Here is a 17,063-nt window from a genome sequence, read left to right as displayed (position 1 = left end):
TAAAGCCTTTCTAGTACGAAATGGAATGTTAAAATTACCTAATTTAAGTATTGAGAATGCAATAAATATTTTTAAAAGACATAAAGAGGCTATTCTTCATAATATAGAAGAAGTTAATATTCAATCAGGTAAAATTCAAAAAGAGTATTCAGGAGAAGAACTTGATCATAAAAATAAACAAATTGAAAAAATATTAGATAAATATAATTGGTTAAAAGACTATCATAATAGGGAGTGTGAAAAGTTGTCTTGGGTACATGAGTATAAAATTTAAAAAAAAGGGTAGTGTTCAAAAAACTGTGTCATTTCCTTAAACTGTTAAAAACAGGAATGATGCATTATGGCAACTACATTTGATTTTGAAACAGCCTTAAAACAACTCCAGTCAGGACAAGCACTGACTGGAGAAAATGGCATACTCACCCCTTTAATTAAACAGCTGACCGAAGCTGCTCTTGAAGCAGAAATCGAGAATTACATTGAAGCGAATCCGAAACAAGGTAATCGCCGCAATGGCTATACTCGCAAGACAGTAAAATCTACATCAGGTTCATTTGAGCTTGAAACCCCTAGAGATCGAAATGGTGAATTTGAGCCACAGTTAGTTAAAAAGAACCAGACCAAATTATCAGAAGAAATTGACAATAAAATCATATCACTCTATGCACTTGGTATGAGCTATCGTGATATTCAAAAGCATGTTGCTGATATGTATGGATTGGAGATTTCAGATGGTGCTATCACCAATATTACAGATAAGCTCCTCCCTCAGTTACAAGCATGGAAACAACGCCCACTCGATACAATTTATCCCTTTGTTTGGTTAGATGCCATACATTACAAAGTGAAGGATAAAGGTGTTTATGTGAGCAAAGCGATCTATACCATTTTAGCTTTAAATGTTGAAGGTAAGAAGGAACTACTCGGCTTGCATTTGTCGGAAAGCGAAGGGGCGAACCATTGGCTTAGTGTACTGACAGACCTACAAAATCGTGGTGTTCAGGATATTCTGATTGCCTGCCTTGCGAAGCAGCGCTTCTCAGGACTAAAAGGTTTCCCCGAAGCCATAGCAGCGATTTACCCTCAAACAGAAATACAACTGTGTATCGTTCATCAAATCCGTAATTCTTTACGCTATGTTGCCAGTAAAGATCAGAAGGCATTTATGGCTGATTTAAAGCCAATTTACCGTGCTGATACCAAAGGGGCGGCAGAAGTAGCACTGGATGAGCTAGAAGAAAAATGGGGCGAAAAATATGGTGTGGTCATTCAGTCATGGCGTACCAAATGGCATCTACTATCCGCCTATTTCAAATACCCTAAAGCGATTAGGAAGCCGATTTACACCACCAATGCCGTTGAAGCCGTACATCGTCAATTCCGCAAACTAACCAAAACCAAAGGAGCTTTCCCCAATGAGGATAGTCTGATGAAATTGCTGTATATTGGTATTCAACAGGCATCAGAAAAATGGACAATGCCTATTCAGGAATGGGGACAAACGATTACTCAATTATCCATTTACTTTGAAGGTCGATTAGATGATATAATTAAAATCTAGTCAAATTTACTGACACAGAATTTTGAACGCCCTCAAAAAAAGCCCCTCAAGGGGTTTTCTTTACTATTCAGGTAGACAATTTTGAATTAATTCAATAATTCTTGGATTAGGTTTTGCTTTTATTCGCTCACCAGTGGTAAGAGATACAACAATTTTCCATTTATTTATATCCCTTTTTTTTATCCCATCTCTAATCAAATCTGGTACCCAAATATTTTTAATAGTATTTACCTCAATTGCCCATCGCGCAACTTCACTATAATTAATCATTTTAGGTAATGGGGTTGTTATAGGATTAGGGTTTAACGGAGCAAGTAAATGCGTTCGTTTACTAATTTGCCAACTAATATTTTGGATAATTACTGATCTATTTCCATTGTTGGTAATTTCGATATTTACATAGTGATCATCATCATTATAATTTCGACCATTACCAATTAAGAAAATTAAATTAGAATTAATAAGTAGGCTTACTTTGGTATTTTGGTGAGCTAAATATAATGAAGTGATAACAGCAGCGATAGTTCCAATTGATGCGAGCCAAGTACCAATCATTGACCAAAATGAGAGATCGGTGGTCGTTAAACCAAAGTAGGTTGTTTCCATCCCTAATCCCTAAAACTCTCACTTCTAGGAATAGAGTACCAATAGCGAATTTTCTCGCCATTATTCAAGGTTTCAATATTTATGAGTTGATATTGGGGATGTGTGAAAAAAATTTTCGAGATCATCTGTAATACTCGGTCTTGACGACTATGTAATGACTCATTTTCATAATCCTCAACGCAATTTAAGTCATTAAAATATATTGAGCGCCCAGAATTAGTATTAGAACTTAGTAGTGACGCCTCAAGAATATTAACAATCTCACCATTCATTGTTCTATTGTTTGCCTTAGCCCTTTCTTCCAGAGTGGACTTTAATTCTTGAGACAATCTAATTTTTAGTTGCGCATCTTCAGTCATGACAAAACTCCGTTGTTGATGTGATCAAAAATAACAGATTGACACAAGAACCTCAATGGTTTAATTTTGGTTTAAATATAGACCAAAATATATTTGGTTATTAAAAAGCCCCTACAACTTGGCGGAAGAGGGGCTCCTATCTAATCCCTACCAGGAGAAAAGACATGACAAGTCTAACACAAATCAATGATACTCAAGTATCCATCATTAATTTTAAATCTACTCCAGTTGTTACTACCGAAATGCTTGCCGATTTCTACGGTGCGGACATAAAAAATATTCAGAATAATTTTCTACGCAATACAGATCGCTTTGTTGAAGGTATGCATTTCTTTAAATTGGTTGGGCAAGAGTTAAGGGAGTTTAAAAAATCACTAACCCTCTCAAAGATGGTTAGTCCCAATGCGAGACATTTAGTTCTATGGACAGAACGTGGCGCAGCCAGACATGCCAAAATGCTTGATACCGACCAAGCATGGGATGTATTCGGACAACTGGAAGATTGCTATTTCCATCGTCAGGAAATTTTAGCCAAAACCCACAAATCAGAGCGTGAACCACTGACCAATGCTGTGAATATGCTCGTGGCTAAAACCAAGCACTTGAATTACTCAGAAGCATACAAACTTGTGCATCAACGCTTCAATGTAGAGCATATAGAAGATATTCCGTATGAAGCTATACCAGTGGCAGTGGAATACGTGCATCACTTAATAGCGTTATTCTCCCAAGCAGAGAAAAGCCAAACTGCTATTTCAGATCGGTCACGTTCAATCGCACTGCATGCGCTTTGGCTCAATCACTGGTGGACAGAGTTTGGAGATGTGATCCGCAAGATCAGCCCAGTCATGGGACATGGTATCCACGATCATTTTAAATTTGCTGCAGAAGATGCACGGCAGATTGTAGGTAGGGAAGTCTATATGCCAATTTATGAGTTGGCGCAAAGACATGATTGGCATAAGGGCGGGATAGGCTACAAAGCACTGTCAGAATGCCGCAGTTTAAACCCCGTCATTTAGTGACATCTAGCCACCTTCGGGTGGCTTTTTTATTCCTATTTTCCCCAAAATTCCACTGTCAATTAAGTCAATAAATTTTTAGCCTGAAAAAATCATATTGTGAAAATATTGTGAAAATTTTGTGAATTTGATTTTTTAGCTAAATAATTAAACCCAGATCATTGCACTTTTCAGCTAAAATATATGCGATGATAAACTTAATTTATATTAAATCCTTAATCTGTAAATGACTGATTCTAAAATAGAAACCCACCCACTAGAACCCTTTTTACCCGCCAATGCTAAGCTGTTAATGTTGGGTAGTTTTCCTCCGCCAAAAAGCCGCTGGAAAATGGATTTTTACTATCCGAATTATCAAAATGATATGTGGCGAATTTTGGGCTTATGCTTTTTTCAAGATAAAAACTACTTTTTAGATTTAGAAGCTAAAAATTTTCATCTTCATAAAATTATTGATTTTTTAAACACCACTGGCATTGCTATTTCAGATACGGCGCAGCAGGTGATTCGCTTAAAAGGCAATGCATCAGACAAATTTTTACAGATTGAAAAACCAATGGATATTGCAGCACTTTTAAGCAAGATACCTTTATGTCAAAGCATTATGACCACAGGCGATAAAGCGACTGATACACTCATGTTATCTATGCCTGAATCTGCCGAAAAACCTCAAATTGGGCAGGCGACACATTGCTATTTTGCCAAGCGTGAGCTGCATTTATATCGGATGCCTTCATCTTCACGAGCCTATCCTTTAGCTTTAGAGAAAAAGGCAGAAGCGTATTTTAACTTATTTAAAGAAATAGGCTTACTATAAGTAACTTTAAATAATTGTAGACAGTGATGGCAGAGAAAGAAAAATACGCTTCCATAATTAATGTCTATCTATTGTCATTACATCATCCATTCAATAGGGAATAATGAAACTGTTTTCATCATAAAACGCTGAAACTGTGTGGTTCCAGGATCATGATGATACGTTTGAATACTGCCATCTGCCTGATGATCTAACCAAATAATTTGACCGTTTTCGTCTAATTGCAGTTCATACGCAATTTGTGGCAAATAGCGGTCTAAAGATTGAGAAACATCGTTTTGCAATTGTTCAGACTCTAACACCAAGCCAACTTCGGTATTTAATTTTGCAGAACGAGGATCAAGGTTAAAAGAACCTACAAAGACCATGCCATCTATATCAAAGAATTTGGCATGTAAACTCGAGGCGTTTTTGCCTTTGGCAGGAATTACGTTACCCGTTGCAACTTCATACCAAGTACGCTTTTTTCGTTCAATATAAGGCTTAAATTCATATAAACGAATACCTGATTTAAGTAAATCTACGCGATACTGCTGATAAAATGCATGTACCAAAGGCACATCATTGGCTAAAAATGAATTGGTCAATACACGTATCTGTATTCCTTTTTCAGCCAGTTGAGTGAGTGTTTTAAGACCATCTTCTGTTGGGACAAAATAGGCAGAAACCAGTTCTAAATGTTGTTTGGGCTCACCCATTAACTTTAACATTTGTTTGTAAATCAGTTGCTCGCCTTGAGCTGTACCCCGAATTTTATTCGGAGAATCTGCCACAAAATGCGCACGTACCCACTGTACAGGATGTTGTTCTAATTTGATGCTGACTTCTTCTTGCGCGTTAGCCACACGTTCACGAATTTTATCTTTATATTTGGCATTTAATTCATAGCGATTACGCAATTCTCTCAATTGCAACGCGTTGCCTGTGCCTAATAATTGCTTTACTGAATAGCTTAGTTCGTCATTCCAAAACTCTAAAAACACGGCATTGGCTTGGGGGACAGCACTGCCATAGAATAGAATATCCATATCAGTAAATTGAAAATTTTCACTGGCATCAAAATATTCACGGCTAATATTACGCCCACCTGTCACGGCAATCGCCCCATCGGCAATAATTAGTTTATTGTGCATACGGCGATTGATTTGTTTAAAACGAAACAAATAATCCATCACACGAAAATGCCGATATTTGTACGGATTGAAAATTTTTATTTCAAAATTAGGATGCTGAGCAAGCCGTTTTAAGGTTGGATCAAGTTGCGTACCATTTTGATCATCAATTAATAAACGAACTTTTACACCACGATCTGCTGCTTTGAGCAGTTCAGCCAACATCAACTGACCAATTAAATCATCTTCCCAAATGTAATATTGTAAATCTAAATGGTGCTGTGCTTTTTGAATCAAATATAAACGCGAGGCGATGCTACTAAAGGCATCATTTAGAGAAAGATACGCTGTTAAATTTTGGGATAAATGTGCATCAATTTCCTGACCATTCAGCCAATGATCTACATAATGCTCAACAGGGCTATCTTTGCTCGCTTGATTCATCGGTAAACTGCATCCTGTCAGTAAAATAGCGAAAAAAGCCAACATTCCAAGCCAGTAACAAGGTCTTTGGATCTTCATGATTATTCTTAAGTCATTCTGTATTTATACATGGAGATTATCCTCATGTTAATGCTTGAAACTCTGAATAGAAAGAGGGTATTGTGAGAGTCTGTTGATATTTTATAAATAGCTTGCGAGATATCTCTCTCACATCGCAAACATAGACGAATTGTCAGCAGCCCCTTATCATCTGTTAATGTATTTTTTAGGGATAATTTGCTCATGAAATCACGTGCAGCCGTCGCATTTGGCCCAGGTCAGCCGCTTGAAATTGTTGAAATTGATGTTGCACCGCCGCAGGCTGGAGAAGTCTTGGTCAAAATTACCCACACAGGGGTATGCCATACCGATGCATTTACCTTATCGGGTGAAGATCCTGAAGGTGTTTTCCCTGCAGTTCTTGGCCATGAAGGTGCAGGTATTGTGGTTGAAGTTGGTGAGGGTGTGACCAGTGTTCAACCAGGCGATCATGTGATTCCGCTTTACACAGCAGAATGTGGCGAATGTTTATTCTGTAAATCTGGTAAAACCAACCTATGCGTTTCCGTACGTGCGACACAAGGTAAAGGTTTAATGCCTGATGGCACGACACGTTTTTCTTATAATGGACAACCGATTTATCACTACATGGGCTGTTCAACCTTTAGTGAATATACGGTAGTTGCTGAAGTATCTTTAGCAAAAATTAATCCTGAAGCCAATCATGAGCAAGTTTGCTTATTAGGTTGCGGTGTTACAACTGGTTTAGGTGCAGTTAAAAATACTGCAAAAGTCCAAGAAGGCGATACCGTTGCGGTATTTGGCTTAGGTGGTATTGGTTTAGCAGTTGTGCAAGGTGCGCATAAAGCCAAAGCCAGCCGTATTATCGCCATTGATACCAACCCAGAGAAATTCAAATTGGCAGAACAATTTGGTGCAACCGAATTCTTAAATCCAAAAGATTATGACCGCCCAATTCAGGAAGTCATTGTTGAAAAAACAGGTTGGGGCGTAGATCATTCTTTTGAATGTATTGGAAATACCAATGTGATGCGTTCCGCTTTGGAATGTGCGCATCGTGGTTGGGGACAATCCATTATTATTGGTGTTGCAGGTGCAGGTCAGGAAATTTCAACTCGTCCATTCCAATTGGTGACAGGTCGTACTTGGAAAGGAACTGCGTTTGGTGGTGTAAAAGGTCGTTCGCAATTGCCAGGCATGGTTGAAGAAGCCATGAAGGGTGATATTCAACTCGAACCATTTGTAACGCACACCATGGGGCTAGACCAAATTAATGAAGCCTTTGATTTAATGCATGAGGGTAAATCTATTCGTAGTGTGATTCATTTTGATCAATAATGAGTAACGCGCTTAAATAAAGACCCAACAAAAACCAAGCTTCGGCTTGGTTTTTTTAACCCCTGGATTCGCTAAAACAGCAGCTTAATTTTAATAAATACATCCAATAAAAATTATTTTACAAAAAGGATTGCCAAACGGAACAATACAGCGTATTTTAATTTTAACAGCTCATTTTTTGATGAAAACAAGATGTTAAAGCAACCTTTAATCGCAAACGCTTATATTACTTTTGGCAGTTTCAATGATTGCCTGAGTCGCGTTCGGGCAAAAGGTTGCCCACCAGTTGATACCTGATCGGCAACCCTGATCAGGTTTTTTTATGTCTGGTGTTTTGAATTTTATAGGTTTTTCGGAGATTTAATCATGTACAACGTTAATTATTCATACTTTAGCAACTTTTATTGGTTTTACTTTAGTCAATCTATGACTCAAACCTTGCAATCCATTAGACCCATAACGCTGAAATAAATGATCGGACTGTAAAAAAGAGAAACAGTCCAAAGGAACAGACCAATGAATGCTTTAAATACTGCTTTACAACAACAGACCAACAATACTGAAATTAGTTTAAGTTTACCGCATCAACTCAAAGCGCAACTCCCACTTTCATCTGCGCTAAAACAACAAATCGCACAACATCGACAGATTATTCAGAACATTTTAGCGGGCACAGACCCTCGCTTATTGGTCATTACAGGACCTTGTTCAATTCATGATCCGCAAGCAGCACTCGAATACGCAGAAAAATTAAAACAATTACAAAGCCAAGTTTCAGATCAAATTTTCTTGGTGATGCGCGCCTATATCGAAAAGCCACGTACTACGGTAGGCTGGAAAGGCTTTTTGTATGACCCAGACTTAGATGGCTCTGCAAACATGCAATTAGGCTTAGAAAAATCACGTGAACTGTATCTACAAATTATAGAAATGGGTTTACCAATTGCTTCTGAAATTTTAAGCCCAATGGCAACGGGATATTTTGATGATGTACTGGCTTGGGGTGCAATTGGCGCACGTACCAGTGAATCACAAATTCACCGTGAAATTTCTAGCGCCATGCCGTATAGCATTGGTTTCAAAAACGGAACTGATGGCTCAATTCAAATTGCATTAGATGCAATTCAATCGGCAAGTCATCCACATCAATTCATGGGAATGAGCCAGTCGGGTTTACCTGCTATTTTGTCATCACAAGGTAATCCACACGCGCATTTAATTTTACGTGGCGCAAATTCAGGGCCAAATTATCAATTGGCAGAAATTGAGAAAATTCAGCACAAAGCCAAAGGGCAGTTGCCTGCATTGATTATTGACTGTAGTCACGGTAACAGCCATAAAGACCCACAACAACAACCGCAAGTCTTGCGTACCATTGTGGCAGAACGTGAACAGACGCAAGTCCGTGGCATCATGTTAGAAAGTCATTTGGTGGATGGAAATCAAAAGATTTCTTGCGAGATGACTTATGGTCAATCTGTTACCGATGGCTGCTTGGGTTGGGATAAGACTGAACAACTGCTTATTGAGGTCGCTGAAAGCTTAAATCGTCAGGTTTTGGCTAAAACTGCATAAAAAATAAAACTCCAGAAACCCAAAAAACCTGAAATTTCAGGTTTTTTGGGTGGGAGAGTATTTAAAAATCAACTCTTCTTAGATTAGTTTTTAAAATAACAATTCTTTTGCTGCTATTAAAAACTAAGCCTGAATATCTGCATTAGGTTGTTTAGCCACAACAAATTTATAGAAAATTAAACTGATTAAGGTCACAACAGCACAGAGCAAATACGCTGCGGTATAGTCATAACCCGCAATAATCCAACCTAGAATTAACGCGCCTAAGGCGATACCAATATCGTAACAACAAAAATACGTAGATGTGGCATGACCAATACGATCTTTAGGGGAGCGTTGAATTGAAATGGTTTGCAGGCAAGGTTGGGCAGACCCGAACCCTACACCAATTAATGCAGCAGCCAACATAAAACCGAATACACTGTGTACCTGACTCAAGACAATTAATCCTAAAGCAAATAATATAATTGCAGGATAAATCACATAACTCGCCCCTTTACGATCATAAATTTTGCCTGTAATTGGGCGAAAAATCATCATCGAAACTGCAAATATCACGAAGAATAAACTGGCATAAGACAGCATATTGCGTGATTCTGCAAAGGTGGAAATAAATGACATAATACTGGCATACGCGAAAGAAACCATCATCGCCATGAGTGATACAGGAATTGCTTTTTTCTCTACAAAATCTTGAAGCCCTAATTTACGTTTAGGTGTTGTTTCAGTTTTTACTTTTTGGGTCGCAATTGGAATCATTAAACAGAAGGCGAAACCTACCCAAACACTGACGGATAGTAAGGTAGAAATACTGGCATAAGAAACACTTTGAATCAGACTTAAACCAATTAAAGGTCCCAATACAATCCCTAAATTTACTGACACCAAAAAATAGCCCATACCTTCACCTTTGCGACTGTCTGGAATAAAGTTATTGGCAATAGGGACGGTAACTGTGGTGACAATGCTGAACCAAATCCCATGTAAAAAACGCAGTACGAGTAGAAACAGTAAACTATCTACAAAAATGTATGCCACGCTACACAGACAAAACATGATTTCAGAAACATATAAGGTTTTCTTTACACCAAATTTTTCAATAATCAAACCGCTAAATGGGCGAATCGCGATTGCAGATAACATAAACAAAGTCATGGCTAAACCTGCCTGTGACAAGCTACCACCCAACTCATTCACAATATAAATAGGCAAAATTGTCGTTTGCGCAAAATAAAATATGAATAAGAACAAGTTATTGAATAAGCAGAGAATAAACGACTTATTCCATAAATGTTCGACATTTATAGCTGACATAACTTAAACCTATATATGGTGAGTGGAGTAGCGTGCAATGTGTACTTTGTTATACAGATGCTTTGTTATTGGAAGTCATCACACAGTAAGATCATGCAAAAAATAATAAACCTATTTATGTGAAAAGTATAGTTATTTAATAAAATTAAAACTAAAATTAGATTTTAATTCTATTTTTTTAATTGTTTTATCAAATAAAGATAATTTTATTTATTTCGCAAATTGCAATGCAAAAAAAAATCAGCCGAAGCTGATTTCTTTGAATTTGAGCGATTAAACACTACAAATTTAAGGCTTATAAGCCAGATTCATAGTCCGCACTTGATAAAAGCTGTTCCACATCTGCCATATTGTCTGGCTTGATTTTATAAATCCAGCCTTTGCCATACGGTTCATCATTTACAAAGTCAGGGTCATCGTCTAAATTGCTATTTACTTCAACTACTTCGCCTGAAACAGGGGCGTGAATATCTGAAGCTGTTTTAACAGACTCAACCACACCTGCTTGTTCACCCGCAATTACTTTTTGACCAACTTCAGGTGCTTCTACATAGACCAAATCGCCTAAAGCATCTTGTGCGTGGTCTGAAATGCCTGTGACGACCAAATCACCTTCAATACGCACCCATTCATGTGTTCTTGCATATTTTAATTCCGCTGGGTGATTCATTTGATAACTCCTTAAATTGTATCGAATCTTTTTGCCATGTTTTATACATGCTTTTTGCTAAAAACAAAAGTTTATAAATACGGATCTTTACGCCAATTGCTCGGACTGCGTCCACTCCAGCGTTTAAAAGCACGACTAAAATTTGCCACATCGCTATAACCCAATTCATCGGCAATTTGTTCTAGCGTGTAGTCTGTACGGGAAAGCAGGGAAGTTGCATGCCGATAACGTACTTCATCGACCAAGTTTGAAAATGAAGTACCTTCTGCAGCCAGTTGACGTTTGAGTGTGCGGTCGGACATGTGTAGATAGTCGGCAACATTTTCAATGCTTAAATAATGCTGTTCTGCGTGGGTTAAAATATCACGTACTCGCATAGAAATGCGGCGACGTTCACCTAAAGCAGAAAGTTCGGCTTCACATTGATTAATCGCAATTTGACTGGCAATAGGATCGGCATTAATCATTTTTAAGCCTAGATATTGCTTGTCAAAACTTAAACCTAAATACGGCTGATCAAAACGGAATTGATGATAAGGAAATTTCGAAAAATACTGATCAAAACCTGCAGGTTTAGGAAAGTCAAAATCGACTTCACCTGTAAAGTGTTCGGTACCTGTCATGGCTTTACTCATGGTAATCATGCCAATAATTAAAGCGATGGCAATTTCTGTGCGTAAAGGTTCCATGTGAATATCACACTGCAATTGCAGACTGGCTTTTTCACCAAAAGTTGAGAAAAACAATTGTAAAAAGGGCATACGCAGTTGAATAAAACGATTGGCTAAAATCAACGCATCACTAATTTCATGCGCAGTCATAATCGCATAGCCAATAAAGCCATGAATGGAAATGCGCATTTGCGTACCAAGATGATAACCGAGCGTCGATTCGCCTGTAAGTTTTAAAGCATGTTTAACCAACTCATTGGCAATAGGTGTAGGAATACGACATTCTGGGTCTGCCAACATTTCGCTATTGAGTTGAAATGGTGCAAATAAGGTATCTGCGTTATAACCCCAACGGGATACAACATCCAAAACCAATAAGCCATAAACCCCTGGAACACCTTGTTCCTGACGTGCTGATATTGTTTTCATGCATGTTCCATTGCATTTGCTAATTTTATTTTAATTTGCCTTAGCGACTGTCATCTATGCATATCTTAGTTTGCCAAACGGCGACATAAGAACGTAGATGACATATTGCATCTTGGCATGAAAATTAAAGAAATTCTATGGAAATTGTTAGACAAAACAGGCTTTGACTATATGCGATAAATCTGCATTTCATCAAAGCCTGAGTTACAGCAAAGTTGCTGGAGATGCTAATTTTTATCAGTCGATGGTTTTACGATTTTATCTTGTTCAATTAAAAAACCACCTGTTTGACGCTGCCAAAGTTGTGCATAAATTCCGTTCATAGCCACCAGTTCATCATGCGTACCTTGTTCTGCAATACGTCCTTGATCGAGCACAATTAAACGATCCATTTGTGCAATGGTAGATAATCTGTGTGCAATCGCGATTACAGTTTTACCTTGCATGAGTTCATCGAGGCTCGATTGAATTGCCGCTTCAACCTCAGAGTCGAGCGCACTGGTGGCTTCATCTAAAATTAAAATAGGTGCATCTTTTAAGAAAACACGGGCAATGGCAATACGTTGACGTTGTCCACCTGAAAGTTTAACACCCCGTTCGCCCACGTAGGCTTCATAGCCTTTTTTGCCACGTAAATCGGTCAATTGTGGAATAAATTCTTCGGCTTTGGCTTTGCGTACAGCTTCAAACATTTCTGCATCAGTCGCGTCAGGACGACCATATTTAATATTTTCAGCCACAGTACGGTGTAATAGCGAAGTATCTTGAGTGACAAGTGCAATATTTTTACGCAAACTGTCTTGGGTTACATCTTCAATATTTTGCCCATCAATCATAATTGAGCCGTGTTTGAGCTCATAAAAATGTAAAAGCAATTGAATGAGGGTCGATTTACCTGCACCCGAACGTCCCACAATACCAATTTTTTCGCCTGCACGAATATGCAGATTAAACTGGTCAATCACGTTTTTACTGTTATAAGCAAAACTGACATCTTTAAACTGAATTTCGCCTTGAGCAACTTGTAATGGCTTCGCATTGACTTTGTCTTGAATCGCAATTGGACGTCCAAGAGTTTTCATACCATCTTGAATGGTGCCGACATTTTCAAACAGGGCAGAGGTCTGCCACATCATAAACTCGGCAATACTGTTGAGTTTAAGAATCATGGCTGTGGTGGCTGCAATAATCCCCAATTCTGCACGACCATTTAACCACAGCCAAATTGCAGTACCTAAAACGCCTACATACAACACCACGCTCAGTAAATTGATGCTGATTTCATATTGAGCGCCCAAACGCATTTGTTTATAAACCGTCACCATAAATTCTTGCATAGATGCTTTGGCGTATTGGCTTTCACGGCCTGCATGCGCAAACAATTTTACGGTTTGGATATTGGTATAAGCATCGGTCACACGTCCTGTCATCACTGCACGTGCATCGGCTTGTTCATTAGATACTTTGCTCAAACGCGGAATAAAATAAGCTGCTGCAAGAATAAATAAAGCCAACCATAGCAATAACGGCAAAATGAGCATTGGAGAAATTGCGCCCAATACCAGACTAATCGTAATAAAGTAAATGAATACATAGGCAAGCATATCGCCCAAAATGACCCAAAACTCACGTACTGCTAAGGCGGTTTGCATGACTTTGGCAGAGAGTCTTCCTGCAAAATCATTATGGAAAAAATCCAGACTTTGTTGCAACATTAAATTGTGGAAACGCCAACGCAAACGCATTGGAAAACCACTGTATAACATTTGATGCTTCACAATTGACTGCGCACTGGCAAAAAAGATATTGGCCAATAAAATACAAAACAGCAAAGTAAGGTTCTGCTGATGTTGCGCAAGGAAAGTATCTGGCTGACTTTGACTAAGCCATGTGACTAAATCGCCAATTTTTGCATATAGCAAAGCTTCAAAGCTGGCAGCGCCTGCAGTACATAAAACCAATAACAATAAATATGGACGTACACCTGAAGCTGCTTGCCAAACAAAGGCAAAAAACGTGGTTGGCAAGGGTTCGGTCAAACCTTTATTTGGATAAGGATCTATAAGTTTCTCGAACCACTTGAGCATACGATGTTACCTTGATGACTAAACCTAAATTTAAAGATAGATAAATTTAAGACAGTAAAAACAAAAACTTAGGATAAAGTTAAGAGCATTCCTGTGAATATTTCTTAACTTATAGTGATACAGCTTGTAGGTCTAGTTTACGCCATAACACAGCAAATGTTGAAAGAAGAAATATAGATGATTAATTGGCATACAAAACCACGTTACAGATTCACTTTTATGCATAAAGCTGGAACGCATCAAAATTCATCTACCCATAAAAAGCGTATTGGTTCACATTTTTAATGATATTTCATCGAACCAATAGCATATAAATATTTAATTTTTATGAAAAATTTATTTAAACTCAACATTGATTGCTATAATCACGCCCATTTTTAGCACAACCGTGCTGTAAATTGGTTTTAAGTTGATATTTTTATGATGCGTAACTTTTTAGGTGCAATTGCACTATATTTTGGATTTATTTTTCCTGTTCAAGCCATGCCATTTGATCCATTGATTGGTACATGGAAAGTAATTGATGATCATACAGGGCATTATGTTGCGGAAATTGTGATTCGTAAGAACTCTAAAACTTCGGAATATAGTGCTGTAATTACTCGAAATTTATTGTCGGTAGGCACAACTCAATTAGAGGTATGTAGCAAATGCCAAGGCAACTTAAAGAATCAGCCCATAAAAGGCATGCAGGCATTAGAAGGCTTGGTAGCAAATTCAAATCCAAAACAATTTTCGCAAGGACAATGGATTAACCCGAAAGATGGTTATGTCTATAAAATTGATGCTCAATTAAATGCGGCGAATAATCAAATGAAAGTATATGGCAAAGCCAAGAGCGCGAATGCGATTAGCACGATGACTTGGAAAAAACTTTAACAGATTGTACGGCGTATTTTTGAAGCTACTTGATTGAAAGATTGAGTAGCTTTTTATCTTTTTGTGAATGATAAGATAAATTGAGACACCGAACACTCAAAATAAACCCATATAAATCAATTGCTTAATATATTCATGTTATTCACCAATTAAAATGTCTATGCGATAAACCATTTAAAATGGCCTGTTTTTAACTGCAAGAGTCAAGAACAGGATTTAAATTTCTTTGTTCAATAACAACTTTCTGAGCTTTGCGACTCGGCATACTTTTCTTGGCACGGGAACTTTTATTTTGTTTTTCCAACTCTTCATGTTGTTGCTGGATATGGGCCAGAACCGCACCTAATCTTTTATTCTCAACTACTTCATTCTGCTGCAGTCTAGCCAGTTTATTGAAAATACTGTAGTTGATCTTCCGTCCTTCGTGCATGATGGCCACAGTACCATCTGGATACTCTAAAAATGTTATGTATTGCCCAACAAGTTTGTGGTTCAGTGGTGTTGGCTCAAGCATATAAATACACTTGTCATACGTGATAGTCAGATTCTTCGTGACCTTACGCGGTTCCTGCCAGGTAAAAATATCCTCTAGCTCAGCATCAGATTCCGTTAAAGGTCGATGCAAGTTCTTCGAGTTTCTCGCACACTTGGCAAACTTCTGATTGAACTGCTCAATGAAGCAGGGCAGCCAAGCATTGGCCTCGGTAATTGAGCAGATGCCTTCCAAACGCATTTCCTTGATCAGGCGATCCTGCAGAGTTCTGTTGGCGCGTTCCACACGTCCTTTGGCCTGTGGTGAGTTGGCAAAGATAATATCGATGTTTAATTCGTTGAGAATCCTGCCAAATTGCGTGATCTGGCTGTCTTGCTTGGATTTCTGATTGACTCGAAATACTGAGTGTTTATCGCTATAAAATGCCAAAGGCTTGCCGTATTGCTCAATGTAGGCTCGGGTTGAAAGCATATAATCAAAGGTCGTTTCGGCCTCACAAAAGCGCAGATGCAACAGCTTTCCAGTGGCATCATCAATATAAACCAACAAGCAGCATTTAGCGTCACGTCCTTCAAACCAATCGTGATATGAGCCATCAATCTGGATTAGCTCACCAAAGCAATCGCGGTTATATCGAGGTTGATATGGACGTTTCTGGCGCTTGGATCGCGGAATCCAGAGACCATTTGCAGTCATCCAGCGCCGAAGCGTTTCTACAGGGATATTCAGGCCAAACATGCTGTTGAGCTTCTCATGCGCCAAGGTGGGACCAAAGCCCAGCAGATGTTCAGAAATAATGGAAAGGCACTTTGATTTTAACAAGTCATCATGACGACGATGACCTGGTTGACCACGACTGGCATGTGCCAGACCTGAAACACCGTCTTGATTGAGCTTGTGCAATAATCGAGTAATTTGGCGTGTTGAAAGATTCAGAATTTCTGCAGCACGGACTTGTGTAATACGTTGATCTCGAACATCTTGCAGGACTGCAAGACGTTGTATTTCCTTGTCAGACATAGTGATCAGCATCTCAAGTTTATATCCAGTCCATGATGTTGATGCGCATCATAGACCAGACATTTTTATTGGTGAGAATACAGACACTTTAAATGGTTTCTAACAATAAAATTGCGTATAATGTACATTATGTTAAATAAATAACACCTGTCATTTTGTTCATTATTTCTGATGTGGCTTTGATGGCTTAAGTCGTAAAATTGAAATTAGATGTTTTTGTATAGATCCAAGTGTTAAGTCATCATTACGGTTTTACGTACCACACCATTGGCACGTGAAAAAGTTGAAAGCTTATATTTGTATGTCTTACGTCAAAAAGCCAAACAAAAATCGTAGCTATCAAAACTCAGCATAATATTATATACCAAACAGAAAACTAAACTTATTGAATAGCCAATGATTTTGTAGATACCTTTCAATTAGTGGTAGACTGCCACCACTCTCCTGGCAAAATTTAGTCTATATCCCTATGGTTTATTTAAAAACTTATTTTCTATCTTTACTAGACTGTATGATCAAAATCATACTGGCACTCAACACTGTAAATTTGAGAATGAATCTGTACGTACAGACTCATTCCCTATCTATAAAGATATTAGAAATAGC

The 17,063-nt window shown here is 38.2% G+C and carries 15 protein-coding genes and 1 pseudogene; 8 read left to right on the top strand and 8 right to left on the bottom strand.

Annotation, left to right across the window (positions count from 1 at the left end; genetic code table 11):
• The coding region (locus VF675_RS12140; protein ID WP_440205285.1) for a hypothetical protein at nucleotides 1–274 on the top strand (274 nt) is incomplete at its 5' end.
• A 66-nt stretch (nucleotides 275–340) separates the two neighbouring features.
• On the top strand, nucleotides 341–1,561 hold the full coding sequence (locus VF675_RS12135) for an IS256 family transposase (protein WP_087554590.1): 1,221 nt from the start codon (nucleotides 341–343) through the stop codon (nucleotides 1,559–1,561).
• 63 nt (nucleotides 1,562–1,624) lie between these two features.
• Here the strand turns inward: VF675_RS12135 and VF675_RS12130 are convergent, their stop codons facing one another.
• Both VF675_RS12130 and VF675_RS12125 read right to left on the bottom strand, forming a co-directional pair.
• Nucleotides 1,625–2,167, bottom strand: coding sequence for a hypothetical protein (locus tag VF675_RS12130; protein WP_440205284.1), 543 nt, complete (start codon nucleotides 2,165–2,167; stop codon nucleotides 1,625–1,627).
• A 2-nt stretch (nucleotides 2,168–2,169) separates the two neighbouring features.
• Complete coding sequence (locus tag VF675_RS12125) at nucleotides 2,170–2,526, bottom strand: Arc family DNA-binding protein (RefSeq protein ID WP_323712313.1); 357 nt, start codon at nucleotides 2,524–2,526, stop codon at nucleotides 2,170–2,172.
• Between the two features lie 164 nt (nucleotides 2,527–2,690).
• Here VF675_RS12125 and VF675_RS12120 point away from each other — a divergent pair, with 164 nt between their 5' ends.
• Both VF675_RS12120 and VF675_RS12115 read left to right on the top strand, forming a co-directional pair.
• Nucleotides 2,691–3,548: an ORF6N domain-containing protein gene (locus VF675_RS12120; protein WP_323712312.1), complete on the top strand. Its 858-nt coding sequence runs from the start codon at nucleotides 2,691–2,693 to the stop codon at nucleotides 3,546–3,548.
• A 226-nt stretch (nucleotides 3,549–3,774) separates the two neighbouring features.
• Entirely contained in the window at nucleotides 3,775–4,365 is a 591-nt protein-coding gene (locus tag VF675_RS12115) for a uracil-DNA glycosylase family protein (protein WP_323712311.1), read from the top strand.
• Between the two features lie 77 nt (nucleotides 4,366–4,442).
• On the opposite strand, the gene VF675_RS12110 is transcribed toward VF675_RS12115, so the two are convergent.
• Nucleotides 4,443–5,966 (bottom strand): phospholipase D family protein, encoded by a 1,524-nt coding sequence (locus VF675_RS12110; protein ID WP_371971886.1) that lies wholly within the window; start codon nucleotides 5,964–5,966, stop codon nucleotides 4,443–4,445.
• Nucleotides 5,967–6,203: 237 nt separating this feature from the next.
• On the opposite strand from VF675_RS12110, the gene VF675_RS12105 reads away from it, so the two are divergent.
• Both VF675_RS12105 and VF675_RS12100 read left to right on the top strand, forming a co-directional pair.
• Complete coding sequence (locus VF675_RS12105; RefSeq protein WP_004973720.1) at nucleotides 6,204–7,319, top strand: S-(hydroxymethyl)glutathione dehydrogenase/class III alcohol dehydrogenase; 1,116 nt, start codon at nucleotides 6,204–6,206, stop codon at nucleotides 7,317–7,319.
• A 516-nt stretch (nucleotides 7,320–7,835) separates the two neighbouring features.
• On the top strand, nucleotides 7,836–8,894 hold the full coding sequence (locus VF675_RS12100; RefSeq protein ID WP_104851962.1) for a 3-deoxy-7-phosphoheptulonate synthase: 1,059 nt from the start codon (nucleotides 7,836–7,838) through the stop codon (nucleotides 8,892–8,894).
• Nucleotides 8,895–9,017: 123 nt separating this feature from the next.
• On the opposite strand, the gene VF675_RS12095 is transcribed toward VF675_RS12100, so the two are convergent.
• The 4 genes from VF675_RS12095 to VF675_RS12080 all read right to left on the bottom strand — a co-directional run bounded on the left by VF675_RS12095 (nucleotide 9,018) and on the right by VF675_RS12080 (nucleotide 14,065).
• Complete coding sequence (locus VF675_RS12095; protein WP_440205283.1) at nucleotides 9,018–10,208, bottom strand: MFS transporter; 1,191 nt, start codon at nucleotides 10,206–10,208, stop codon at nucleotides 9,018–9,020.
• A 295-nt stretch (nucleotides 10,209–10,503) separates the two neighbouring features.
• The gene (gene gcvH, locus VF675_RS12090; protein WP_096902550.1) at nucleotides 10,504–10,878 is read right to left on the bottom strand and encodes a glycine cleavage system protein GcvH; all 375 of its coding nucleotides are present in this window, start codon (nucleotides 10,876–10,878) and stop codon (nucleotides 10,504–10,506) included.
• A gap of 71 nt (nucleotides 10,879–10,949) precedes the next feature.
• Nucleotides 10,950–11,978 carry a helix-turn-helix domain-containing protein gene (locus tag VF675_RS12085; RefSeq protein WP_004973729.1) on the bottom strand — a complete coding sequence of 343 codons (1,029 nt, stop codon included), beginning with the start codon at nucleotides 11,976–11,978 and terminating at the stop codon, nucleotides 10,950–10,952.
• Between the two features lie 227 nt (nucleotides 11,979–12,205).
• Nucleotides 12,206–14,065: an ABC transporter ATP-binding protein gene (locus VF675_RS12080; protein WP_154320748.1), complete on the bottom strand. Its 1,860-nt coding sequence runs from the start codon at nucleotides 14,063–14,065 to the stop codon at nucleotides 12,206–12,208.
• Nucleotides 14,066–14,485: 420 nt separating this feature from the next.
• Here VF675_RS12080 and VF675_RS12075 point away from each other — a divergent pair, with 420 nt between their 5' ends.
• Nucleotides 14,486–14,944 carry a DUF2147 domain-containing protein gene (locus tag VF675_RS12075; RefSeq protein ID WP_096902547.1) on the top strand — a complete coding sequence of 153 codons (459 nt, stop codon included), beginning with the start codon at nucleotides 14,486–14,488 and terminating at the stop codon, nucleotides 14,942–14,944.
• Between the two features lie 190 nt (nucleotides 14,945–15,134).
• On the opposite strand, the gene VF675_RS12070 is transcribed toward VF675_RS12075, so the two are convergent.
• The gene (locus VF675_RS12070) at nucleotides 15,135–16,469 is read right to left on the bottom strand and encodes an ISNCY family transposase (protein WP_440205282.1); all 1,335 of its coding nucleotides are present in this window, start codon (nucleotides 16,467–16,469) and stop codon (nucleotides 15,135–15,137) included.
• A gap of 163 nt (nucleotides 16,470–16,632) precedes the next feature.
• Between VF675_RS12070 and VF675_RS12065 the strand changes: the two are divergent.
• A pseudogene (locus tag VF675_RS12065) lies at nucleotides 16,633–16,793 on the top strand (VF530 family DNA-binding protein); the annotation flags it as partial.
• Nucleotides 16,794–17,063 lie beyond the last annotated feature (270 nt).

Origin of the sequence: Acinetobacter sp. Lyrl_1, assembly GCF_051948795.1 — a bacterium.
GTDB classification, from domain to species: domain Bacteria; phylum Pseudomonadota; class Gammaproteobacteria; order Pseudomonadales; family Moraxellaceae; genus Acinetobacter; species Acinetobacter towneri.
This window is presented reverse-complemented; position numbering and strand designations above follow the sequence as displayed.

Bases quoted from the DNA above. Each gene is read 5' to 3' on its own strand.
- VF675_RS12135 (WP_087554590.1), top strand. From the start codon at position 341: ATGGCAACTACATTTGATTTTGAAACAGCCTTAAAACAACTCCAGTCA.
- VF675_RS12130 (WP_440205284.1), bottom strand. From the start codon at position 2,167: ATGGAAACAACCTACTTTGGTTTAACGACCACCGATCTCTCATTTTGG.
- VF675_RS12125 (WP_323712313.1), bottom strand. From the start codon at position 2,526: ATGACTGAAGATGCGCAACTAAAAATTAGATTGTCTCAAGAATTAAAG.
- VF675_RS12120 (WP_323712312.1), top strand. From the start codon at position 2,691: ATGACAAGTCTAACACAAATCAATGATACTCAAGTATCCATCATTAAT.
- VF675_RS12115 (WP_323712311.1), top strand. From the start codon at position 3,775: ATGACTGATTCTAAAATAGAAACCCACCCACTAGAACCCTTTTTACCC.
- VF675_RS12110 (WP_371971886.1), bottom strand. From the start codon at position 5,966: ATGTTGGCTTTTTTCGCTATTTTACTGACAGGATGCAGTTTACCGATG.
- VF675_RS12105 (WP_004973720.1), top strand. From the start codon at position 6,204: ATGAAATCACGTGCAGCCGTCGCATTTGGCCCAGGTCAGCCGCTTGAA.
- VF675_RS12100 (WP_104851962.1), top strand. From the start codon at position 7,836: ATGAATGCTTTAAATACTGCTTTACAACAACAGACCAACAATACTGAA.
- VF675_RS12095 (WP_440205283.1), bottom strand. From the start codon at position 10,208: ATGTCAGCTATAAATGTCGAACATTTATGGAATAAGTCGTTTATTCTC.
- gcvH (WP_096902550.1), bottom strand. From the start codon at position 10,878: ATGAATCACCCAGCGGAATTAAAATATGCAAGAACACATGAATGGGTG.
- VF675_RS12085 (WP_004973729.1), bottom strand. From the start codon at position 11,978: ATGAAAACAATATCAGCACGTCAGGAACAAGGTGTTCCAGGGGTTTAT.
- VF675_RS12080 (WP_154320748.1), bottom strand. From the start codon at position 14,065: ATGCTCAAGTGGTTCGAGAAACTTATAGATCCTTATCCAAATAAAGGT.
- VF675_RS12075 (WP_096902547.1), top strand. From the start codon at position 14,486: ATGATGCGTAACTTTTTAGGTGCAATTGCACTATATTTTGGATTTATT.
- VF675_RS12070 (WP_440205282.1), bottom strand. From the start codon at position 16,469: ATGCTGATCACTATGTCTGACAAGGAAATACAACGTCTTGCAGTCCTG.